The sequence below is a fragment of the Vibrio pectenicida genome (genome assembly GCA_024347015.1).
In the GTDB taxonomy this organism is placed as follows: Bacteria; Pseudomonadota; Gammaproteobacteria; order Enterobacterales; family Vibrionaceae; genus Vibrio; species Vibrio pectenicida.
Genome location: AP024889.1, coordinates 2,880,518 through 2,902,370, shown reverse-complemented (window position 1 = coordinate 2,902,370; position 21,853 = coordinate 2,880,518). Strand labels below are relative to the sequence as shown.

10 protein-coding genes, 6 tRNA genes and 5 rRNA genes are annotated in these 21,853 nt (G+C 45.2%); 13 read left to right on the top strand and 8 right to left on the bottom strand.

Annotated features, from left to right (window positions below):
• Positions 1-57 precede the first annotated feature (57 nt).
• The 12 genes from OCV27_RS13295 to OCV27_RS13240 all read left to right on the top strand — a co-directional run bounded on the left by OCV27_RS13295 (position 58) and on the right by OCV27_RS13240 (position 10,924).
• A tRNA-Ala gene (locus OCV27_RS13295) sits at positions 58-133 on the top strand.
• A gap of 22 nt (positions 134-155) precedes the next feature.
• A tRNA-Glu gene (locus tag OCV27_RS13290) sits at positions 156-231 on the top strand.
• A 324-nt stretch (positions 232-555) separates the two neighbouring features.
• A 23S ribosomal RNA gene (locus OCV27_RS13285) occupies positions 556-3,445 on the top strand.
• Between the two features lie 127 nt (positions 3,446-3,572).
• Positions 3,573-3,688, top strand: a 5S ribosomal RNA gene (rrf, locus tag OCV27_RS13280).
• 435 nt (positions 3,689-4,123) lie between these two features.
• A 16S ribosomal RNA gene (locus OCV27_RS13275) occupies positions 4,124-5,681 on the top strand.
• Positions 5,682-5,770: 89 nt separating this feature from the next.
• Positions 5,771-5,846: transfer RNA gene (locus OCV27_RS13270), tRNA-Glu, on the top strand.
• Between the two features lie 2 nt (positions 5,847-5,848).
• Positions 5,849-5,924: transfer RNA gene (locus OCV27_RS13265), tRNA-Lys, on the top strand.
• A gap of 29 nt (positions 5,925-5,953) precedes the next feature.
• Positions 5,954-6,029 (top strand) — tRNA-Val (locus OCV27_RS13260).
• Between the two features lie 386 nt (positions 6,030-6,415).
• Positions 6,416-9,305 (top strand): 23S ribosomal RNA (locus OCV27_RS13255).
• A gap of 127 nt (positions 9,306-9,432) precedes the next feature.
• Positions 9,433-9,548: ribosomal RNA gene (rrf, locus tag OCV27_RS13250) — 5S ribosomal RNA — on the top strand.
• Together the 16S, 23S and 5S rRNA genes with 6 tRNA genes alongside form the textbook arrangement of a ribosomal RNA operon.
• Before the next feature lie 31 nt (positions 9,549-9,579).
• Positions 9,580-9,656, top strand: a tRNA-Asp gene (locus OCV27_RS13245).
• 227 nt (positions 9,657-9,883) lie between these two features.
• Positions 9,884-10,924, top strand: coding sequence for a Tle-like phospholipase domain-containing protein (locus OCV27_RS13240; RefSeq protein WP_125323238.1), 1,041 nt, complete (start codon positions 9,884-9,886; stop codon positions 10,922-10,924).
• A gap of 105 nt (positions 10,925-11,029) precedes the next feature.
• On the opposite strand, the gene OCV27_RS13235 is transcribed toward OCV27_RS13240, so the two are convergent.
• Positions 11,030-12,400: a cation:proton antiporter gene (locus OCV27_RS13235; RefSeq protein ID WP_420919467.1), complete on the bottom strand. Its 1,371-nt coding sequence runs from the start codon at positions 12,398-12,400 to the stop codon at positions 11,030-11,032.
• A 91-nt stretch (positions 12,401-12,491) separates the two neighbouring features.
• Here OCV27_RS13235 and metH point away from each other — a divergent pair, with 91 nt between their 5' ends.
• Positions 12,492-16,169: a methionine synthase gene (gene metH / locus OCV27_RS13230; RefSeq protein ID WP_125323240.1), complete on the top strand. Its 3,678-nt coding sequence runs from the start codon at positions 12,492-12,494 to the stop codon at positions 16,167-16,169.
• A gap of 65 nt (positions 16,170-16,234) precedes the next feature.
• On the opposite strand, the gene mgtE is transcribed toward metH, so the two are convergent.
• The 7 genes from mgtE to lptB form a co-directional block, all read right to left on the bottom strand.
• The gene (gene mgtE / locus OCV27_RS13225; RefSeq protein ID WP_125323241.1) at positions 16,235-17,590 is read right to left on the bottom strand and encodes a magnesium transporter; all 1,356 of its coding nucleotides are present in this window, start codon (positions 17,588-17,590) and stop codon (positions 16,235-16,237) included.
• Between the two features lie 115 nt (positions 17,591-17,705).
• Positions 17,706-17,984, bottom strand: a complete 279-nt coding sequence (locus OCV27_RS13220) for an HPr family phosphocarrier protein (RefSeq protein ID WP_125319960.1) — start codon at positions 17,982-17,984, stop codon at positions 17,706-17,708.
• Positions 17,985-17,987: 3 nt separating this feature from the next.
• On the bottom strand, positions 17,988-18,851 hold the full coding sequence (rapZ, locus tag OCV27_RS13215) for an RNase adapter RapZ (protein WP_125319959.1): 864 nt from the start codon (positions 18,849-18,851) through the stop codon (positions 17,988-17,990).
• Complete coding sequence (ptsN, locus tag OCV27_RS13210) at positions 18,851-19,297, bottom strand: PTS IIA-like nitrogen regulatory protein PtsN (RefSeq protein WP_125319958.1); 447 nt, start codon at positions 19,295-19,297, stop codon at positions 18,851-18,853. The genes rapZ and ptsN overlap by 1 nt, the downstream gene beginning before the upstream one ends.
• 5 nt (positions 19,298-19,302) lie before the next feature.
• Entirely contained in the window at positions 19,303-19,590 is a 288-nt protein-coding gene (gene hpf / locus OCV27_RS13205; RefSeq protein WP_125319957.1) for a ribosome hibernation promoting factor, read from the bottom strand.
• A gap of 24 nt (positions 19,591-19,614) precedes the next feature.
• Complete coding sequence (locus OCV27_RS13200) at positions 19,615-21,075, bottom strand: RNA polymerase factor sigma-54 (protein WP_125319956.1); 1,461 nt, start codon at positions 21,073-21,075, stop codon at positions 19,615-19,617.
• A gap of 51 nt (positions 21,076-21,126) precedes the next feature.
• Positions 21,127-21,852, bottom strand: coding sequence for an LPS export ABC transporter ATP-binding protein (lptB, locus tag OCV27_RS13195; protein ID WP_125319955.1), 726 nt, complete (start codon positions 21,850-21,852; stop codon positions 21,127-21,129).
• Position 21,853 lies beyond the last annotated feature (1 nt).

The following is a 21,853-nucleotide window of genomic DNA, read 5'->3' as shown; positions in this document are numbered from 1 at the left end:
CGATGATTATTTTTGATGAGTACCCACACAGATTGATGGTTTATGTAGTTTAAAGATGGGGCTATAGCTCAGCTGGGAGAGCGCTTCGCTGGCAGCGAAGAGGTCATCGGTTCGATCCCGATTAGCTCCACCAAGTTTCCTTCTAGGAACTCAGTGTCCCGTTCGTCTAGAGGCCTAGGACACCGCCCTTTCACGGCGGTAACAGGGGTTCGACTCCCCTACGGGATACCATCTTTAAATGCATTTGCAATAGTGCACTTAAACATGGTTCTTAATTAGAATCTTGCTCTTTAACAATTTGGAAAGCTGACGAACAATAACCGTGATTGGTTGTTGTTCAAATAAAAGTTCTCAAATCCTAATGATTCTTTTTAACGAAAGAATGATTGGGTACCAACACACATTCAAGTGTTCTTGGAAACACCACAATTCGTTGTGGCGTTTATATTTGAGTCCGGCAAAATCGAACGCTGTCTCGCTCATTCAAATAATGAGACAGCAACTTTGGTTGTTTAATTAACAACACCAACTGAGCAAGACTCTTTGGGGTTGTATGGTTAAGTGACTAAGCGTACACGGTGGATGCCTTGGCAGTCAGAGGCGATGAAAGACGTAGTAACTTGCGATAAGCCCAGATTAGGTAGTAACAACCGTTTGAGTCTGGGATGTCTGAATGGGGAAACCCACGTGCATAAGCACGTATCATTAACTGAATACATAGGTTAATGAGGCAAACCGGGGGAACTGAAACATCTAAGTACCCCGAGGAAAAGAAATCAACCGAGATTCCGAAAGTAGCGGCGAGCGAAATTGGATTAGCCCTTAAGCTTTACACGCGTTAGACGAACAGCCTGGAAAGGCCGACAATAAAGGGTGATAGTCCCGTAGTCGACGACGTGTGTTCAGTGAAATCGAGTAGGACGGGACACGTGATATCCTGTCTGAATATGGGGGGACCATCCTCCAAGGCTAAATACTACTGACTGACCGATAGTGAACCAGTACCGTGAGGGAAAGGCGAAAAGAACCCCTGTGAGGGGAGTGAAATAGAACCTGAAACCGTGTACGTACAAGCAGTAGGAGCACCTTCGTGGTGTGACTGCGTACCTTTTGTATAATGGGTCAGCGACTTATATTCAGTAGCAAGGTTAACCATCTAGGGGAGCCGTAGAGAAATCGAGTCTTAACTGGGCGTCGAGTTGCTGGATATAGACCCGAAACCAGGTGATCTAGCCATGGGCAGGTTGAAGGTTGAGTAACATCAACTGGAGGACCGAACCGACTAATGTTGAAAAATTAGCGGATGACTTGTGGCTAGGGGTGAAAGGCCAATCAAACCTGGAGATAGCTGGTTCTCCCCGAAATCTATTTAGGTAGAGCCTCGGACGAATACTACTGGGGGTAGAGCACTGTTAAGGCTAGGGGGTCATCCCGACTTACCAACCCTTTGCAAACTCCGAATACCAGTAAGTACTATCCGGGAGACACACGGCGGGTGCTAACGTCCGTCGTGGAGAGGGAAACAACCCAGACCGCCAGCTAAGGTCCCAAAGTATAGCTAAGTGGGAAACGATGTGGGAAGGCTTAGACAGCTAGGATGTTGGCTTAGAAGCAGCCATCATTTAAAGAAAGCGTAATAGCTCACTAGTCGAGTCGGCCTGCGCGGAAGATGTAACGGGGCTAAGCTATACACCGAAGCTGCGGCAATACAGTTTACTGTATTGGGTAGGGGAGCGTTCTGTAAGCCGTTGAAGGTGTGCTGTAAGGCATGCTGGAGGTATCAGAAGTGCGAATGCTGACATGAGTAACGATAAAGGGGGTGAAAAACCCCCTCGCCGGAAGACCAAGGGTTCCTGTCCAACGTTAATCGGGGCAGGGTAAGTCGACCCCTAAGGCGAGGCCGAAAGGCGTAGTCGATGGGAAACGGGTTAATATTCCCGTACTTCTTACAATTGCGATGGGGGGACGGAGAAGGCTAGGTGAGCCTGGCGACGGTTGTCCAGGTTCAAGTGCGTAGGCTTGAGAGTTAGGTAAATCCGGCTCTCTCCAAAGCTGAGACACGACGTCGAGCACCTACGGGTGTGAAGTCATTGATGCCATGCTTCCAGGAAAAGCCTCTAAGCTTCAGATTGTAAGAAATCGTACCCCAAACCGACACAGGTGGTCGGGTAGAGAATACCAAGGCGCTTGAGAGAACTCGGGTGAAGGAACTAGGCAAAATGGTACCGTAACTTCGGGAGAAGGTACGCTCTTGTCGGTGAAGTCCCTTGCGGATGGAGCTAACGGGAGTCGCAGATACCAGGTGGCTGCAACTGTTTATTAAAAACACAGCACTGTGCAAAATCGTAAGATGACGTATACGGTGTGACGCCTGCCCGGTGCCGGAAGGTTAATTGATGGGGTTAGACTTAGGTCGAAGCTCTTGATCGAAGCCCCGGTAAACGGCGGCCGTAACTATAACGGTCCTAAGGTAGCGAAATTCCTTGTCGGGTAAGTTCCGACCTGCACGAATGGCGTAATGATGGCCACGCTGTCTCCACCCGAGACTCAGTGAAATTGAAATCGCTGTGAAGATGCAGTGTACCCGCGGCTAGACGGAAAGACCCCGTGAACCTTTACTACAGCTTGGCACTGAACATTGAGCCTACATGTGTAGGATAGGTGGGAGGCTTTGATATGTGCACGCCAGTGTGCATGGAGCCATCCTTGAAATACCACCCTTGTATGTTTGATGTTCTAACTTAGACCCATTATCTGGGTCAAGGACAGTGCCTGGTGGGTAGTTTGACTGGGGCGGTCTCCTCCCAAAGAGTAACGGAGGAGCACGAAGGTGGGCTAAACACGGTTGGACATCGTGTGGTTAGTGCAATGGCATAAGCCCGCTTGACTGCGAGAATGACAATTCGAGCAGGTGCGAAAGCAGGTCATAGTGATCCGGTGGTTCTGTATGGAAGGGCCATCGCTCAACGGATAAAAGGTACTCCGGGGATAACAGGCTGATACCGCCCAAGAGTTCATATCGACGGCGGTGTTTGGCACCTCGATGTCGGCTCATCACATCCTGGGGCTGAAGTCGGTCCCAAGGGTATGGCTGTTCGCCATTTAAAGTGGTACGCGAGCTGGGTTTAGAACGTCGTGAGACAGTTCGGTCCCTATCTGCCGTGGGCGTTGGAAGATTGAAGGGGGCTGCTCCTAGTACGAGAGGACCGGAGTGGACGAACCTCTGGTGTTCGGGTTGTCATGCCAATGGCATTGCCCGGTAGCTAAGTTCGGAATCGATAACCGCTGAAAGCATCTAAGCGGGAAGCGAGCCCTAAGATGAGTCTTCCCTGACCCCTTGAGGGTCCTAAAGGGTTGTTCAAGACTAGAACGTTGATAGGCAGGGTGTGTAAGCGTTGTGAGGCGTTGAGCTAACCTGTACTAATTGCCCGTGAGGCTTAACCATACAACACCCAAAGGGTTTTGTTGTGGACTCAAAGTAGAACATTGAATGTGTAGAGAACGCTCTTTAAAGAGTAAGCAGCTTTCCAGATTTTGACCGGTTGCGAGTGCGCAGCGGGTCACCTAATTTGCTTGGCGACCATAGCGTTGTGGACCCACCTGAACCCATGCCGAACTCAGAAGTGAAACACAATAGCGCCGATGGTAGTGTGGGGTCTCCCCATGTGAGAGTAGGACATCGCCAGGCTTTTATTTCGACTTGTCTTTATAGACGAGTCACCATAAAGCTTTTAAAACTAAGAGTTTTATGTTGACTTCAATAGTCAGTCGCGTATTATACGCGTCCTGCTTATGACCCAAAAGGAACTAAGCAACGCTCTTTAACAAACTAAACCTATCAATCTGTGTGGGCACTCGTTGATGATAATCCAAAAATGATTCTATTGAATCACTTTAGGTATCAATGAACTGAGTGACCAATACAAATAACGACTTTCTCTTGTAGAAAGGCATTATTTGGCACAGTCAATTCATTATCGTTCTGTTCCTATTTATTTAAGAAGAGAACGATAATAGCTTTAGAATTACATGTTTCTGTTTATTTTCGAATAAGCGGTAAATATTAGTTTTGAAGTCAGTATTCATTGAGCCCAATCCTATTTAGTTAGGAAATCAAAACTTTAAATTGAAGAGTTTGATCATGGCTCAGATTGAACGCTGGCGGCAGGCCTAACACATGCAAGTCGAGCGGAAACGAGAAGTAGCTTGCTACTTCGGCGTCGAGCGGCGGACGGGTGAGTAATGCCTGGGAAATTGCCTTGATGTGGGGGATAACCATTGGAAACGATGGCTAATACCGCATAATGCTTTTGTTTGTAATGAACGGGAGCCAAAGAGGGGGACCTTCGGGCCTCTTGCGTCAAGATATGCCCAGGTGGGATTAGCTAGTTGGTGAGGTAATGGCTCACCAAGGCGACGATCCCTAGCTGGTCTGAGAGGATGATCAGCCACACTGGAACTGAGACACGGTCCAGACTCCTACGGGAGGCAGCAGTGGGGAATATTGCACAATGGGCGCAAGCCTGATGCAGCCATGCCGCGTGTATGAAGAAGGCCTTCGGGTTGTAAAGTACTTTCAGCAGTGAGGAAGGTGGATGTGTTAATAGCGCATTCATTTGACGTTAGCTGCAGAAGAAGCACCGGCTAACTCCGTGCCAGCAGCCGCGGTAATACGGAGGGTGCGAGCGTTAATCGGAATTACTGGGCGTAAAGCGCATGCAGGTGGATGATTAAGTCAGATGTGAAAGCCCGGGGCTCAACCTCGGAATAGCATTTGAAACTGGTCATCTAGAGTACTGTAGAGGGGGGTAGAATTTCAGGTGTAGCGGTGAAATGCGTAGAGATCTGAAGGAATACCAGTGGCGAAGGCGGCCCCCTGGACAGATACTGACACTCAGATGCGAAAGCGTGGGGAGCAAACAGGATTAGATACCCTGGTAGTCCACGCCGTAAACGATGTCTACTTGGAGGTTGTGGCCTTGAGCCGTGGCTTTCGGAGCTAACGCGTTAAGTAGACCGCCTGGGGAGTACGGTCGCAAGATTAAAACTCAAATGAATTGACGGGGGCCCGCACAAGCGGTGGAGCATGTGGTTTAATTCGATGCAACGCGAAGAACCTTACCTACTCTTGACATCCAGAGAAGCCAGCGGAGACGCAGGTGTGCCTTCGGGAGCTCTGAGACAGGTGCTGCATGGCTGTCGTCAGCTCGTGTTGTGAAATGTTGGGTTAAGTCCCGCAACGAGCGCAACCCTTATCCTTGTTTGCCAGCGAGTAATGTCGGGAACTCCAGGGAGACTGCCGGTGATAAACCGGAGGAAGGTGGGGACGACGTCAAGTCATCATGGCCCTTACGAGTAGGGCTACACACGTGCTACAATGGCGCATACAGAGGGCGGCCAACTTGCAAAAGTGAGCGAATCCCAAAAAGTGCGTCGTAGTCCGGATTGGAGTCTGCAACTCGACTCCATGAAGTCGGAATCGCTAGTAATCGTGGATCAGAATGCCACGGTGAATACGTTCCCGGGCCTTGTACACACCGCCCGTCACACCATGGGAGTGGGCTGCAAAAGAAGTAGGTAGTTTAACCTTCGGGAGAACGCTTACCACTTTGTGGTTCATGACTGGGGTGAAGTCGTAACAAGGTAGCGCTAGGGGAACCTGGCGCTGGATCACCTCCTTATACGATGATTATTTTTGATGAGTACCCACACAGATTGATGGTTTATGTAGTTTAAGAGAAAGAAGATATCCCAATATCTTCAACTTAGTGTCCCGTTCGTCTAGAGGCCTAGGACACCGCCCTTTCACGGCGGTAACAGGGGTTCGACTCCCCTACGGGATACCATTGGGTCGTTAGCTCAGTTGGTAGAGCAGTTGACTTTTAATCAATTGGTCGCAGGTTCGAATCCTGCACGACCCACCATTCTTCACCACGAAGAAGTAAAACTCTGTGGGCGATTAGCTCAGTTGGGAGAGCACCTGCCTTACAAGCAGGGGGTCACTGGTTCGAGCCCGGTATCGCCCACCATTCTCTAAGTATTTTTGCGTTTCAATTTCTATTACCGCCACCGTTAAACGTATGTGGTTGTAATTATTGACGTCGATAGTATTTAGACAATGTAGTTTCCACTAGGAAGATACATCGCTCTTTAACAATTTGGAAAGCTGACGAACAATAACCGTGATTGGTTGTTGTTCAAATAAAAGTTCTCAAATCCTAATGATTCTTTTTAACGAAAGAATGATTGGGTACCAACACACATTCAAGTGTTCTTGGAAACACCACAATTCGTTGTGGCGTTTATATTTGAGTCCGGCAAAATCGAACGCTGTCTCGCTCATTCAAATAATGAGACAGCAACTTTGGTTGTTTAATTAACAACACCAACTGAGCAAGACTCTTTGGGGTTGTATGGTTAAGTGACTAAGCGTACACGGTGGATGCCTTGGCAGTCAGAGGCGATGAAAGACGTAGTAACTTGCGATAAGCCCAGATTAGGTAGTAACAACCGTTTGAGTCTGGGATGTCTGAATGGGGAAACCCACGTGCATAAGCACGTATCATTAACTGAATACATAGGTTAATGAGGCAAACCGGGGGAACTGAAACATCTAAGTACCCCGAGGAAAAGAAATCAACCGAGATTCCGAAAGTAGCGGCGAGCGAAATTGGATTAGCCCTTAAGCTTTACACGCGTTAGACGAACAGCCTGGAAAGGCCGACAATAAAGGGTGATAGTCCCGTAGTCGACGACGTGTGTTCAGTGAAATCGAGTAGGACGGGACACGTGATATCCTGTCTGAATATGGGGGGACCATCCTCCAAGGCTAAATACTACTGACTGACCGATAGTGAACCAGTACCGTGAGGGAAAGGCGAAAAGAACCCCTGTGAGGGGAGTGAAATAGAACCTGAAACCGTGTACGTACAAGCAGTAGGAGCACCTTCGTGGTGTGACTGCGTACCTTTTGTATAATGGGTCAGCGACTTATATTCAGTAGCAAGGTTAACCATCTAGGGGAGCCGTAGAGAAATCGAGTCTTAACTGGGCGTCGAGTTGCTGGATATAGACCCGAAACCAGGTGATCTAGCCATGGGCAGGTTGAAGGTTGAGTAACATCAACTGGAGGACCGAACCGACTAATGTTGAAAAATTAGCGGATGACTTGTGGCTAGGGGTGAAAGGCCAATCAAACCTGGAGATAGCTGGTTCTCCCCGAAATCTATTTAGGTAGAGCCTCGGACGAATACTACTGGGGGTAGAGCACTGTTAAGGCTAGGGGGTCATCCCGACTTACCAACCCTTTGCAAACTCCGAATACCAGTAAGTACTATCCGGGAGACACACGGCGGGTGCTAACGTCCGTCGTGGAGAGGGAAACAACCCAGACCGCCAGCTAAGGTCCCAAAGTATAGCTAAGTGGGAAACGATGTGGGAAGGCTTAGACAGCTAGGATGTTGGCTTAGAAGCAGCCATCATTTAAAGAAAGCGTAATAGCTCACTAGTCGAGTCGGCCTGCGCGGAAGATGTAACGGGGCTAAGCTATACACCGAAGCTGCGGCAATACAGTTTACTGTATTGGGTAGGGGAGCGTTCTGTAAGCCGTTGAAGGTGTGCTGTAAGGCATGCTGGAGGTATCAGAAGTGCGAATGCTGACATGAGTAACGATAAAGGGGGTGAAAAACCCCCTCGCCGGAAGACCAAGGGTTCCTGTCCAACGTTAATCGGGGCAGGGTAAGTCGACCCCTAAGGCGAGGCCGAAAGGCGTAGTCGATGGGAAACGGGTTAATATTCCCGTACTTCTTACAATTGCGATGGGGGGACGGAGAAGGCTAGGTGAGCCTGGCGACGGTTGTCCAGGTTCAAGTGCGTAGGCTTGAGAGTTAGGTAAATCCGGCTCTCTCCAAAGCTGAGACACGACGTCGAGCACCTACGGGTGTGAAGTCATTGATGCCATGCTTCCAGGAAAAGCCTCTAAGCTTCAGATTGTAAGAAATCGTACCCCAAACCGACACAGGTGGTCGGGTAGAGAATACCAAGGCGCTTGAGAGAACTCGGGTGAAGGAACTAGGCAAAATGGTACCGTAACTTCGGGAGAAGGTACGCTCTTGTCGGTGAAGTCCCTTGCGGATGGAGCTAACGGGAGTCGCAGATACCAGGTGGCTGCAACTGTTTATTAAAAACACAGCACTGTGCAAAATCGTAAGATGACGTATACGGTGTGACGCCTGCCCGGTGCCGGAAGGTTAATTGATGGGGTTAGACTTAGGTCGAAGCTCTTGATCGAAGCCCCGGTAAACGGCGGCCGTAACTATAACGGTCCTAAGGTAGCGAAATTCCTTGTCGGGTAAGTTCCGACCTGCACGAATGGCGTAATGATGGCCACGCTGTCTCCACCCGAGACTCAGTGAAATTGAAATCGCTGTGAAGATGCAGTGTACCCGCGGCTAGACGGAAAGACCCCGTGAACCTTTACTACAGCTTGGCACTGAACATTGAGCCTACATGTGTAGGATAGGTGGGAGGCTTTGATATGTGCACGCCAGTGTGCATGGAGCCATCCTTGAAATACCACCCTTGTATGTTTGATGTTCTAACTTAGACCCATTATCTGGGTCAAGGACAGTGCCTGGTGGGTAGTTTGACTGGGGCGGTCTCCTCCCAAAGAGTAACGGAGGAGCACGAAGGTGGGCTAAACACGGTTGGACATCGTGTGGTTAGTGCAATGGCATAAGCCCGCTTGACTGCGAGAATGACAATTCGAGCAGGTGCGAAAGCAGGTCATAGTGATCCGGTGGTTCTGTATGGAAGGGCCATCGCTCAACGGATAAAAGGTACTCCGGGGATAACAGGCTGATACCGCCCAAGAGTTCATATCGACGGCGGTGTTTGGCACCTCGATGTCGGCTCATCACATCCTGGGGCTGAAGTCGGTCCCAAGGGTATGGCTGTTCGCCATTTAAAGTGGTACGCGAGCTGGGTTTAGAACGTCGTGAGACAGTTCGGTCCCTATCTGCCGTGGGCGTTGGAAGATTGAAGGGGGCTGCTCCTAGTACGAGAGGACCGGAGTGGACGAACCTCTGGTGTTCGGGTTGTCATGCCAATGGCATTGCCCGGTAGCTAAGTTCGGAATCGATAACCGCTGAAAGCATCTAAGCGGGAAGCGAGCCCTAAGATGAGTCTTCCCTGACCCCTTGAGGGTCCTAAAGGGTTGTTCAAGACTAGAACGTTGATAGGCAGGGTGTGTAAGCGTTGTGAGGCGTTGAGCTAACCTGTACTAATTGCCCGTGAGGCTTAACCATACAACACCCAAAGGGTTTTGTTGTGGACTCAAAGTAGAACATTGAATGTGTAGAGAACGCTCTTTAAAGAGTAAGCAGCTTTCCAGATTTTGACCGGTTGCGAGTGCGCAGCAGGTCACCTAATTTGCTTGGCGACCATAGCGTTGTGGACCCACCTGAACCCATGCCGAACTCAGAAGTGAAACACAATAGCGCCGATGGTAGTGTGGGGTCTCCCCATGTGAGAGTAGGACATCGCCAGGCTTCAAATTTAGACATACAGTCTAACCAGTGCGGAGCGGTAGTTCAGTTGGTTAGAATACCGGCCTGTCACGCCGGGGGTCGCGGGTTCGAGTCCCGTCCGCTCCGCCAATTCTTCTCAACCCCAGCAGCAATGCTGGGGTTTTACTTTTTCAGCTATAGGCTTTTGCCTCTTCTTCTATTGATATCTTCTTCGTTAACTGAATTATCTATTTATTACAGAAATATTCATAACTAATCTGAGGAAATTCTTGAGCACCTTCTGTATTATTTTATCAAATATTCGTGTTGATCATTAATAAATCACACAGCTTTTACACCAATATTGTGGTAATAAAATGAATACAAACATTATAAATTCAGTGAGTAACGTAATTCGTTCAAGTTTAGGACGCAATGTTTCTACAAAAGAGCTAAACGTTATATGCGTTAAACACGCCAAAACTGCAGATTTGGATGACAAACTTAGAGGTAGATTACTTCGAACTTTTGCGACAACAAATGATCAATCCAAAAAGAGCAAGATTAACGATAAATACAAAGAGATTAGCGCTGAGTACGAAGGGATTAAATCTAAGGCGGTGGAACTTAGGCCATTCGTATATTTGGCCAAAGCTCCTTACACAGGTTCATTACCTAAGTCTGAGGATATGGAAACTTGGGCAACAGATAGCGCTTATTTACAGTCACAGGGTAAAAATACTCCCCGGCAACTGGCGCTAGATATTTGCTCAAGTATAAAATCAATGCACTTAGGCAATGATGGTAAGCTTATATGCTCCAAATCTGGGCTAACAGCATTTATAGCAATTAATGAAAAATCCAAGCAAATCGTGATTTCTTTTGGTGGTACCACCAGTGGTGAAAAAAATAGCTCCAAACTAGGAAATAGAGCAATAGCTAATCTTGGTTATATTAATAAACAAAATATGGCCAATGCAATAAATGGTATTGGTAGGCATACTCCTAAAAGTTATTCTCAAGCCGCGACGCTTGCTGCTAACCTTAAAAGATTAGCTCCTAAAGGTTATAAAGTTATTACTGTAGGCCATTCTAAAGGTGCGGCAGAGGCAGAATATGCAGCATTGAGTAATGGTATAAGAGCGTATTGCTTTGCTAGTGCAGCCCTTAGTGATCATAACTATGAAAAGGCTATGAAAAAACACTATGGCGACAATTGGCAGTTGTCCCAAGAAGATGCGTCAGAAAAAATTGAGCATTGCTTCGTTAAAGGGGATATTATTCCTAAACTTGGCTTTGGTAAGCATTATGGGAAGATTACTTACATTCCATCTTTTGATGGAGTCAAGCCTATAGCGCATCATGATAAATTTGATGAGTATATTTTGGCTGCTTCTGAAAACACTAAGGCTTTTTAATTACAAGAATGATTATCTTAAATAAATATTCTATCACTTGGAATGAAGCGTTGCTATTAGCTAGAAAGGCTCTTTATAAGAGCCTTTCTAGCTTTTAAGGATAGATTAGCTTTTGTCTGAATCCATTTGTTTCTCTGCAAGCTTTGCTTTTTCAATCATTGGAGTGATTGTAGATCCTTGGACTAAAATGGAGAAAACCACCACAGAATAGGTCATGACGAGAATGATTTCCTTCACGTCGATAAGCTTGTCTTGAATAACCCAAATGCCTGAGGGAATAGAAAGTGCCATGGCTAAGGCTAATCCACCGCGTAGTCCACCCCAAGTGAGGATTTTGACTGACCAAGGGTTGTATTTTCGATGGCGCTTAAAGCCAATGTAAGCGCAGAATACACTTAAGTATCGAGCACCTAGTACTAGCGGGATTGAAAATGCCATTAGAATCCAATCTTCTTCATGGAACTCAAACAGTAACATGGACATACCGATCAAAAGGAATAAGACGCCATTTAAAAACTCATCGACGAGTTCCCAGAAATGGTCAAGGTGATCTTCGCTCTCTTTAGAAAAGCCAATAAATCGAGTCCAGTTACCGATCATTATTCCAGATACAACCATAGCTAACGGACCTGAAACATGTAAAACCTCAGCGAAAGCATATCCAGCTGTTGGTATGCCTATAGTCAGTAACAGTTCCATGGAATGATCGTCGGTTGAACTGATCAGGTAATGGAATAGCAGCCCAAGGGCAAAACCATATACAATGCCACCAATGGCTTCTTGCATGAAGAGTAAGGTGACGCTTCCTACTGTGGGAGTTTCAGCGCCAAAGGCTATAGTAAATAAAGTGACAAATATCACTAAGCCAAAACCATCATTAAAAAGTGATTCACCCTCAATCTGGGTTGATATTCTCTCAGGAGCGTCCAGTTTCTTAACTATTGCTAGGACTGCGATAGGGTCTGTTGGTGAGATAAGAGAGCCGAAGAGGAGACAGTATACTAAATCAAACTGAACACCGATAAGTTGGCAGAAACCATACAGGACGAAGCCTATGAAAAAGGTTGAGAATAAGGTTGCGCCTAGAGCAAGTATTGTAATTTCCCATTTCTGATTTTTTAGGTGAGGCAGTTTAATGCCTAATCCTCCAGCAAATAAAAGAAAGCCTAAAATACCTTTAAGGAGGAAGTCTTCAAAGTTAATGCTCGACACGGTCTTTGAGGCAATTTCACTCAAGTGAAACCAGTTGTTTTGTCCGGCGATTAGAATGAGAAGAGATAAAATCATTGAGCCAGCAGTGATAGCGATCGTTGTTTGCATCTTCCCTATCTTACTGTTTATAAAGGCTATAAGCATTGCAGCTGCAGATAAGAAACACAGAGTATAGTAAACCGACATTGAGATCTCAGAGTGTGACAAATTATGACTAAGAATTTTCTTCTCGACGTGATTAAATAGCAAACACTTTTTTGTCATTCTTAAGTGATATATTTAGGCTTTTAGCCATCTAGACATCTTTTTGTTCTGTGTTAGGATGGATAGATAATAAAAGGAACGAGGTTGTACTGTGGGAAGTGATGTAAGGCAACAGCTTGAAGCTCAGCTAAAAGAACGAATTTTGCTTATCGACGGTGGTATGGGAACCATGATTCAAGACCGCCGCCTTGAAGAGCTTGATTACCGAGGCCAACGATTTGTCGACTGGCATTGTGATCTTAAGGGTAACAATGATCTCTTGGTTTTGAGCCAACCTATGCTGATTAAAGAGATTCATGCTGAATATCTTAAAGCTGGGGCTGACATCCTCGAAACCAATACCTTCAACGCGACAACCATTGCTATGGCTGACTACGATATGGAAAGCCTTAGTGAAGAAATTAACTTTACTGCTGCCAAGCTTGCTCGTGAATCAGCTGATGAATGGACCGCAAAGAACCCAGATAAACCTCGCTTCGTGGCAGGTGTGTTAGGCCCAACCAACCGAACTTGTTCTCTATCCCCTGATGTCAATGATCCAGGTTATCGTAATGTTAGCTTTGACGAGTTGGTTGAAGCCTATTCTGAATCGACTCGTGCACTTATTAAGGGAGGGACAGACTTAATTCTTATTGAAACTATCTTCGATACGTTAAATGCAAAAGCGTGTGCATTTGCGGTTGAATCTGTTTTTGAAGAAATTGGTACCAGTCTACCGGTGATGATTTCCGGTACCATTACTGATGCATCAGGTCGTACCCTTTCAGGTCAGACGACAGAAGCATTTTACAATGCCCTGCGCCACGTTAAGCCTATCTCATTTGGATTGAACTGTGCATTAGGCCCCGATGAACTGCGTGAATATGTTGGTGAGATGTCTCGTATCTCAGAATGTAATGTTTCTGCTCACCCTAACGCAGGTTTACCTAATGCGTTTGGTGAGTATGATCTTTCTCCTGAAAATATGGCTGGGCACGTTAAGGAATGGGCTGAAAGTGGCTTCTTGAACTTAATTGGTGGTTGCTGTGGTACGACTCCTGAACATATTCGCCAGATGGCCGAGGCTGTTGAGGGTGTCACGCCGCGTCAATTACCAGATTTGCCCGTCTCTTGTCGTCTTTCTGGATTAGAGCCTTTGACGATTGCTAAAGAATCTTTGTTCGTGAACGTAGGTGAGCGGACTAACGTTACGGGTTCTGCTCGTTTTAAGCGCCTTATTAAAGAAGAGTTATACGATGAAGCGTTAAATGTTGCGCGAGAGCAAGTCGAGAATGGCGCTCAAATTATTGATATCAATATGGATGAAGGGATGCTAGACGCTGAGGCGTGTATGGTTAGATTCCTTAATCTGTGTGCTTCTGAACCAGAGATCTCAAAAGTCCCCGTTATGGTCGATTCTTCTAAGTGGGAAGTTATCGAAGCTGGACTGAAATGTATTCAAGGCAAAGGTATTGTTAACTCAATCTCTCTGAAAGAAGGCAAAGAGAAGTTTGTCGAGCAAGCTAAGCTAGTGCGTCGCTATGGCGCTGCCGTTATCGTGATGGCTTTTGATGAAGTAGGACAGGCTGATACTCGAGAACGTAAAGTCGAGATCTGTACTAATGCTTATAATATTCTTGTTGATGAAGTCGGCTTCCCGCCAGAAGACATTATTTTTGACCCGAATATTTTCGCGGTGGCTACCGGTATCGATGAGCACAATAACTATGCGGTTGATTTCATTGAAGCGGTAGGGGACATCAAACGCGATCTTCCTCATGCGATGATCTCTGGTGGTGTGTCGAATGTTTCATTCTCATTCCGTGGTAATAACTACGTTCGTGAGGCTATTCACGCGGTATTCCTATATCACTGTTTTAAAAACGGTATGGATATGGGCATCGTAAACGCTGGTCAGCTAGAAATTTACGATAATGTTCCAGAAGATCTGCGTGATGCGGTTGAAGATGTTGTACTTAACCGTCGTGATGACTCGACCGAACGCTTGCTTGATATGGCAACAGAATACTTAGAGCGAGCTGTTGGCAAGGTTGAAGATAAATCTGCTTTAGAGTGGCGAACCTGGCCTGTAGAAAAGCGCTTAGAGCACTCCCTGGTAAAAGGTATTACCGACTTTATCGTTGAAGATACCGAAGAAGCTCGTGTAAATGTCTCTCGTCCTATTGAGGTGATTGAAGGACCTCTAATGGACGGTATGAATGTTGTCGGAGACTTATTTGGTGAAGGGAAGATGTTCTTACCACAGGTTGTTAAATCTGCTCGTGTTATGAAGCAGGCGGTTGCGCACTTGGAACCCTTCATCAATGCCTCCAAAGAAGTCGGTGCGACGAATGGTAAGATTTTGTTAGCGACGGTTAAGGGAGATGTGCACGATATCGGTAAAAATATCGTTGGTGTTGTTTTGCAGTGTAATAACTACGAAATTATCGATTTGGGTGTAATGGTTTCTTGTGAAAAAATCCTTAAGGTAGCCAAAGAAGAAAACGTCGACATTATTGGTTTGTCAGGTCTTATTACCCCGTCACTCGATGAGATGGTCCATGTGGCAAAAGAAATGGAACGTCTTGATTTTGATTTGCCATTGTTAATTGGCGGTGCGACAACATCTAAAGCGCACACGGCGGTTAAAATTGAGCAAAACTATAAGCATCCTGTTGTTTACGTGAATAATGCTTCACGGGCGGTGGGTGTTTGTACCTCGTTGCTTTCTGATGAGTTGCGTCCGGCTTTTGTTGAAAAGGTCGATGCAGACTACGTGCGTGTCCGTGATCAGCATAACCGAAAAAAAACCAGAACCAAGCCAATCACACTTGAGCAAGCAAGAGCAAATAAAGTCGCTATCGACTGGGCAAGCTATACACCTCCAAGACCAGCTAGGCCCGAGGTCCATGTGTTCGATGATTTTGATGTTTCGACCTTGCGTCAATACATCGATTGGACTCCCTTCTTTATGACTTGGTCACTGGTGGGTAAATACCCTGCAATCCTTGATCATGAAGAGGTGGGTGAGGAAGCAAAACGTTTATTCAAAGATGCCAATGATTTACTGGATCGAGTAGAGAAAGAGAAGTTGCTTCAAGCGCGAGGCATGTGTGCTATGTTCCCAGCGAACAGTGTTGGTGATGATATTGAAGTGTATACCGATGAATCTCGTACCAAGGTTCTAAAGGTTTTACACAACCTTCGTCAACAAACAGAGAAACCTAAAGGCTTTAACTATTGCCTGTCTGATTACATCGCTCCAAAAGACAGTGGTAAAGCGGACTGGATTGGTGGCTTTGCGGTAACGGGTGGTATTGGTGAGCGAGAGCTGGCTGATGAATACAAAACGAAAGGCGACGACTACAACGCGATCATGATTCAGGCGGTTGCTGACCGATTGGCTGAAGCGTTCGCGGAATATCTACATAAAGAAGTGAGAAAGGACATTTGGGGTTACTCGCCAGATGAGGATTTGTCTAATGACGATTTGATTCGAGAGAAGTATCAAGGTATTCGTCCTGCTCCGGGTTACCCTGCCTGCCCAGAACATACAGAGAAAGGCACGTTGTGGGAGTTGATGGACGTTGAAAAAGCCATCGATATGTCACTAACGACGAGCTACGCTATGTGGCCAGGTGCATCTGTATCTGGTATGTATTTCTCCCATCCTGATGCACGATACTTTGCTATTGCACAGATTCAACAGGATCAAGTGGAGAGCTACACTAAGCGTAAAGGTTGGAGTAACTTAGAAGCAGAAAAATGGCTAGGTCCAAATATGAATTAGTGTTTTAAGAAATGCTTGAAAAGCACAGTGTTATTTACTGTGCTTTTTTAGCTAATTATCGCTTATTATATCATTAGAGTAGCTAGGCCGAGAAAGACTGAAAGGCCAATGATGTCTGTTATAGTTGTCAATGCCATTCCACCTGCTAGAGCAGGATCAATTTTCATCTTTTTCAGCAAAATAGGTATTGTTACACCAGCAATGCCAGCAACCAGTAAATTGGTTAGCATGGCCGCAGAGATAATGCCTCCTAGCATCCAATTCCCCTTCCAGGCAACAACAATTCCGCCTATGATCAGTGCCCACATGATGCCGTTTACTAGGCCAATGGCGGCTTCTTTCATAAGCAGCTCACGCTTATTCGCATCACCGATATGACCAAGGGCGAGGCCACGGATCACAAGAGCGACTGTTTGGTTGCCCGCCACTCCTCCCATTGAGGGAACTATGGTCATAAGAACTGCAATTGCAGCCATTTGATCTAATGTAGCCTCGAACATATTGGATACAGAAGCTGCTGCTAATGCCGCTAGTACATTGGCACCAAGCCAGATACTGCGTTTGCGTGCCGACTTGACTACAGGAGCAAAGGTATCCTCATCATCATCCATTCCTGCCATACTCATCATCGAATGTTCAGCGTCTTCACGAATAACATCGACTACGTCATCAATGGTAATTCGACCGACGAGATGATGATGCTCGTTAATAACAGGAGCAGATACCCAGTTTCGACGTTCAAATAGGCTAGCGATATCAGAGTCACTCATAGTGACCTCAATCGCTTCATCTGCATCTGCCATTACTTCACTAACTTTGATGTCAGACTGTGTAGTAACCAAGGTGGTAATGGGTAATTGGCCTATAAGCCGGCTATCTTCATCAATGACATAAAGTGCATCGGTTGCTTCTGGTAATTCTCCTTTGATACGCAAGTAGCGCAGGACAACATCTACGTCAACATCACCACGAATGGTGATGACGTCGGTGTTCATTAGTCCACCAGCTGTATCTTCAGGATAGGATAGTGCGGTTTCGACACGTAAGCGGTCGGAGATATCCATCTGTGAAAGAACTTCACGTGAGACGTTATCAGGCAAGCTACGAAGTACATAGGCCACATCATCTGTGTCCATGCCTTCTGTTGCCTCAGCGAGCATCTCAGGTTCCATTTTGGAAACCAAAGCATCTTTGACGTCTTCACTGAGTTCATCAAGGATCTCACCGTAATCTTCAGGATCGGTGAGCTGCCAAAGAACATCTCGACTTTTTCGAGGAGAGGCTTCTAGCAGATGGGCAATATCTTCTGGTTCCATGTCATGAAGTTGTCGTCTGACATGAACAAATCGACCATTTTCTAGAGCTTCTGAAACTTCTTGGAGGGCTTGGTGAGCTTGATCGAATTCAATTTGCTCTGCCATCTTTATCCCCCTGATTCTATAAGCTTACAATATGTCGAATAGTAACTTAATTTTAGTGTTTATTTAATAAGTTAATACAAAGGGAATGATTTTTCTTTTATTGGGAGAGAGAAAATTATTCGGTTTCCTCAAATTTATCTTCAATGAGGAGGCAGACAGCATCTAGTGCTGGTCTAGCATCGTTACCTTCGGCAGTAATTGTGACGTGTTCACCTTGCGAAGATTCAAGCATCAGCAGTCCCATAACACTATCGGCGGTTACTTCTTTTCCTTCATGATTTTGTATTGTGAGTATTACATCAAAAGATTGGGCGAGTTCGACAAGTTTTACCGCAGCACGAGCATGAAGCCCTAATCTATTTTGGATGAGGACAGTTCTACTCTTTTGTTGCATGGGTTATTCCTTGTGAGTTTTTTCTAAGCTAACGTGACGAATTTGCACCTGATGGCCCATTTGGGCAAAATATTCGCCTATTTGTTGGGCTAGGTAAACAGACCGATGTTGACCGCCTGTACAACCGATAGCAACAGTCAAGTAGCTACGGTTATTTTTTTCGAGTAAAGGCAGCCAATTTTCAATAAATGTTGCAATTTGTTCTTTTAAATCCATTACATCTTGATGGCTTTCTAAAAAAGCTTTGATTGGAGCATCAAGCCCTGTCATTGGACGCAATGCTGGCTCCCAATGTGGATTAGGTAAAAAGCGTACATCAAAGACGTAGTCAGCGTCGTTAGGGAGGCCATACTTATAGCCAAAAGATTGAAACACCATGACGAGGTCTTTACGTTCACGGCCTTCAATACGCATTCTCACCATCTCACTTAGTTCATGTAATGATTTATGACTGCTATCAATCACTAAGTCAGCATATTCTTTGAGGGGCGATAGAATACAGCGTTCTTTTTCAATCGCTTGTTCTAAAGAGGTATTTTCTTGGCTGAGTGTTAACGGGTGGATACGCCGAGTTTCACTATAGCGTTTAAGTAGGGTGTTTTTCTGGGCATCCAGAAATAAGACGCTCACATCAGAAGACTTTTTCAGTTTGGTCAGAACATTGGTGAGCAAATTAGGCTCGGTTGGCAAGTTACGTATATCAATACTAACAGCGACATTTTGCTTACTGGACTTTACGCATTTTACAAATCTATCTAACAGGTCCACGGGTAAATTGTCAACGCAGTAATATCCCATATCTTCTAGGACACGAAGTGCGACAGTTTTGCCTGCTCCAGAGTGTCCGCTCACAATGATAAGACGCATTACTGATTAACCATAATATTGTAAAGTTCTTGATCTGACTTAGCTTTACGTAATTGTTTGAGAATTTGCTTATCGCTTAATCGTTCTGCCATATTTGAAAGTGTTTTTAAATGCTCTTTGCATTGTGCATCTGGCACCAATAGAGCAAAAAGAAGATCAACAGGTCGATTGTCTATTGAGTCAAACTCAATAGGAGACTTACATTGCAAAAGAACGGCTACCGCTTTGTCTGTCGACTGCATACGAGCATGTGGAATGGCAATTCCATTACCAATACCTGTACTACCGACTTTCTCTCGGCTGAGCATGCACTCAAAAAGGTCAGTAGGATTTTGCCCTGTACGCAACGCGACAATTTCACTGATCATTTCAAGAGCACGTTTCTTACTAGTACATTGGACTGCACTTTTCGTACAGTCCAATGAGAGGATTTCACTTAATTGCATAGTATTTAGTGGTTATTTAACTTTTTTTTGTGTTTGTTTAATTGTCTAATCAATTTATCAACCAAAGAATCTATTGCAGCATATATGCTTTCTTCATCAGCAGATGCATGGATCTCGCCTTGGTTGACATGAAGGGTAGCTTCTGCGATCTGGCGAAGTTTTTCAACTTTTAAAACAACATGTACGTTATTTATATGGTCAAAAAATCGCTCAAGTTTTTGAAACTTTTCATTTACGTAGTCTTGCATTGAATCGGTGAGCTCAATGTGGTGGCCATTTATATTGATTTGCATAGACTTTCCTTCTCGGTTAGAGGCCTAAAGTAGGCGTTTGCGCTGACTCGAAGGGGCAATGCCTAGGGATTCTCTGTACTTCGCTATAGTTCGTCTAGCGACTTGAATTCCTTGGTCAGCAAGTAGAGCTGCAATCTTACTGTCACTGAGTGGTTTGGCACTATTTTCAGCAGCAACCAGCTTTTTAATTAAAGCTCTGATCGCAGTGGATGAACATTCTCCGCCATTATCCGTACTTACATGGCTGGAAAAGAAATATTTTAATTCAAAAATACCTCGTGGAGTATGCATATACTTTTGAGTCGTAACTCTTGAAATAGTAGATTCGTGCATATCGACATCTAGTGCAACATCATTGAGTACCATTGGTTTCATTGCTTCCTCGCCATACTCAAAGAAATCACGTTGATGTTCAACGATACATTTCGCTACCTTCAGCAAAGTTTCATTCCGACTTTCTAGACTTTTTATTAGCCACTTGGCTTCCTGAAGGTTGGATCGAATGTATTGACTGTCTGAACTACTGCCTTTTCCAAGTGCAGCATACTGTTGGTTAACTTTCAATCTTGGCATTGAATCTGGGTTTATAGTGACCCGCCATTTTCCATGTTCCTTGAATACAGATACATCCGGAACCACATATTCTGCATGTTCAGCAGAAATACGACTTCCAGGGCGAGGGTCTAGTTGCTTAATTAACCCCAAAGCTTCTTTTAAATCAGACTCTTTTAATCTTGCTTCTTTTATGATCACCTTATAATCACGATTACCTAGCTGATCTATATAATCAGAAAGTACAATCTTGGCTTCTATTAGCCATGGGGTGTCTTCAGGGAAAGCAGCGAGTTGTAAAAGTAGACAGTCTTGCAAGTTTTTTGATGCGACACCTAATGGATCAAATTGCTGAACACGCTTGCGAACGGCTTCAATTTCTTCTAGTTCAATATCTTCATTATTAAAGCTTTCGAGAATGTCTTGAGTTGAAATCGTTAAATAGCCGTAGTCATCTATAGCATCAATGATCGCTATGGCAATAGTTCGGTCTGTGTCACTAAATGGCGTTAAATCTAGTTGCCAAGTGAGGTAGTCATGCAAGGACTGGGTTGTTTCACCTTGATAAACGGGGATGTCATCGTCTATTGCAAGACCCGTACTCCCTGTGTTGGCGCTGTATACATCTTCCCAAGTGGTATCTATTTCAAGCTCGTTACTTATTTCTGATGTTTCGATAAGATCAGAGCTATCTTTTACCTCAGGTTCTGTGGCTTCGGTATTGGCTTCCTTCTCCTCATTTACAGACTTTTCTTCAATATTTGAGCTTTCTTCACCACTTTCTTCAACTTCTAAAAGTGGGTTCGAATCTAAAGCTTCTTGAATCTCCTGTTGAAGATCTAAGGTTGACAATTGCAGCAAGCGAATAGCTTGTTGCAATTGTGGGGTCATAGCTAATTGTTGTCCTAGCTTGAGTTGTAATGAGGGTTTCATTCAGTATTAATTGCCTTAGATGCTATAGAATCTTACCGTTCTTCATTTTAATCATAGACGGAATTGTTCACCGAGATAAACTTGTTTTACTTGTTCATTGTTGAGTACCTGATCAGGGGTACCTTCAGCAATTAAATGCCCTTGGCTGACTATATACGCTTTTTCACATACATCTAATGTTTCTCGTACGTTATGATCTGTGATTAGAACGCCCAGCCCACGATCACGTAAATGCTCAATGATTTTTTTAATATCAATGACGGATATCGGGTCGACGCCAGCAAAAGGCTCATCCAACAAAATAAACTGAGGGTTAGCTGCTAGCGCTCGAGCGATTTCTACACGGCGACGTTCTCCTCCAGATAATGCCATACCAGCACTGTGTCTAATGTGCTGAATGTGGAATTCTTCCAACAGATCTTCTAGTTTGTCTTGGCGCTGTTCGCGAGTAAGTTCTTCGCGTGTTTCCAAAACCGCCATAATATTATGTTCGACAGAAAGCTTTCTGAAAATAGAGGCTTCTTGTGGTAAGTAACCGATTCCCATACGAGAGCGGCTATGCATAGGGAGAATGCTAATATCTTCATCATCAATAGTGATTGAACCTTCATCACGAGCGACAAGTCCGACTATCATGTAAAAAGATGTGGTTTTACCTGCACCATTGGGACCTAACAGGCCGACAATTTGTCCTGAAGTAACCTCTAAACTAACATCAGTGACAACTTTTCGGTTGCCATAAGTTTTTGCTAAGTGCTCTGCTTTGAGTTTTGCCATA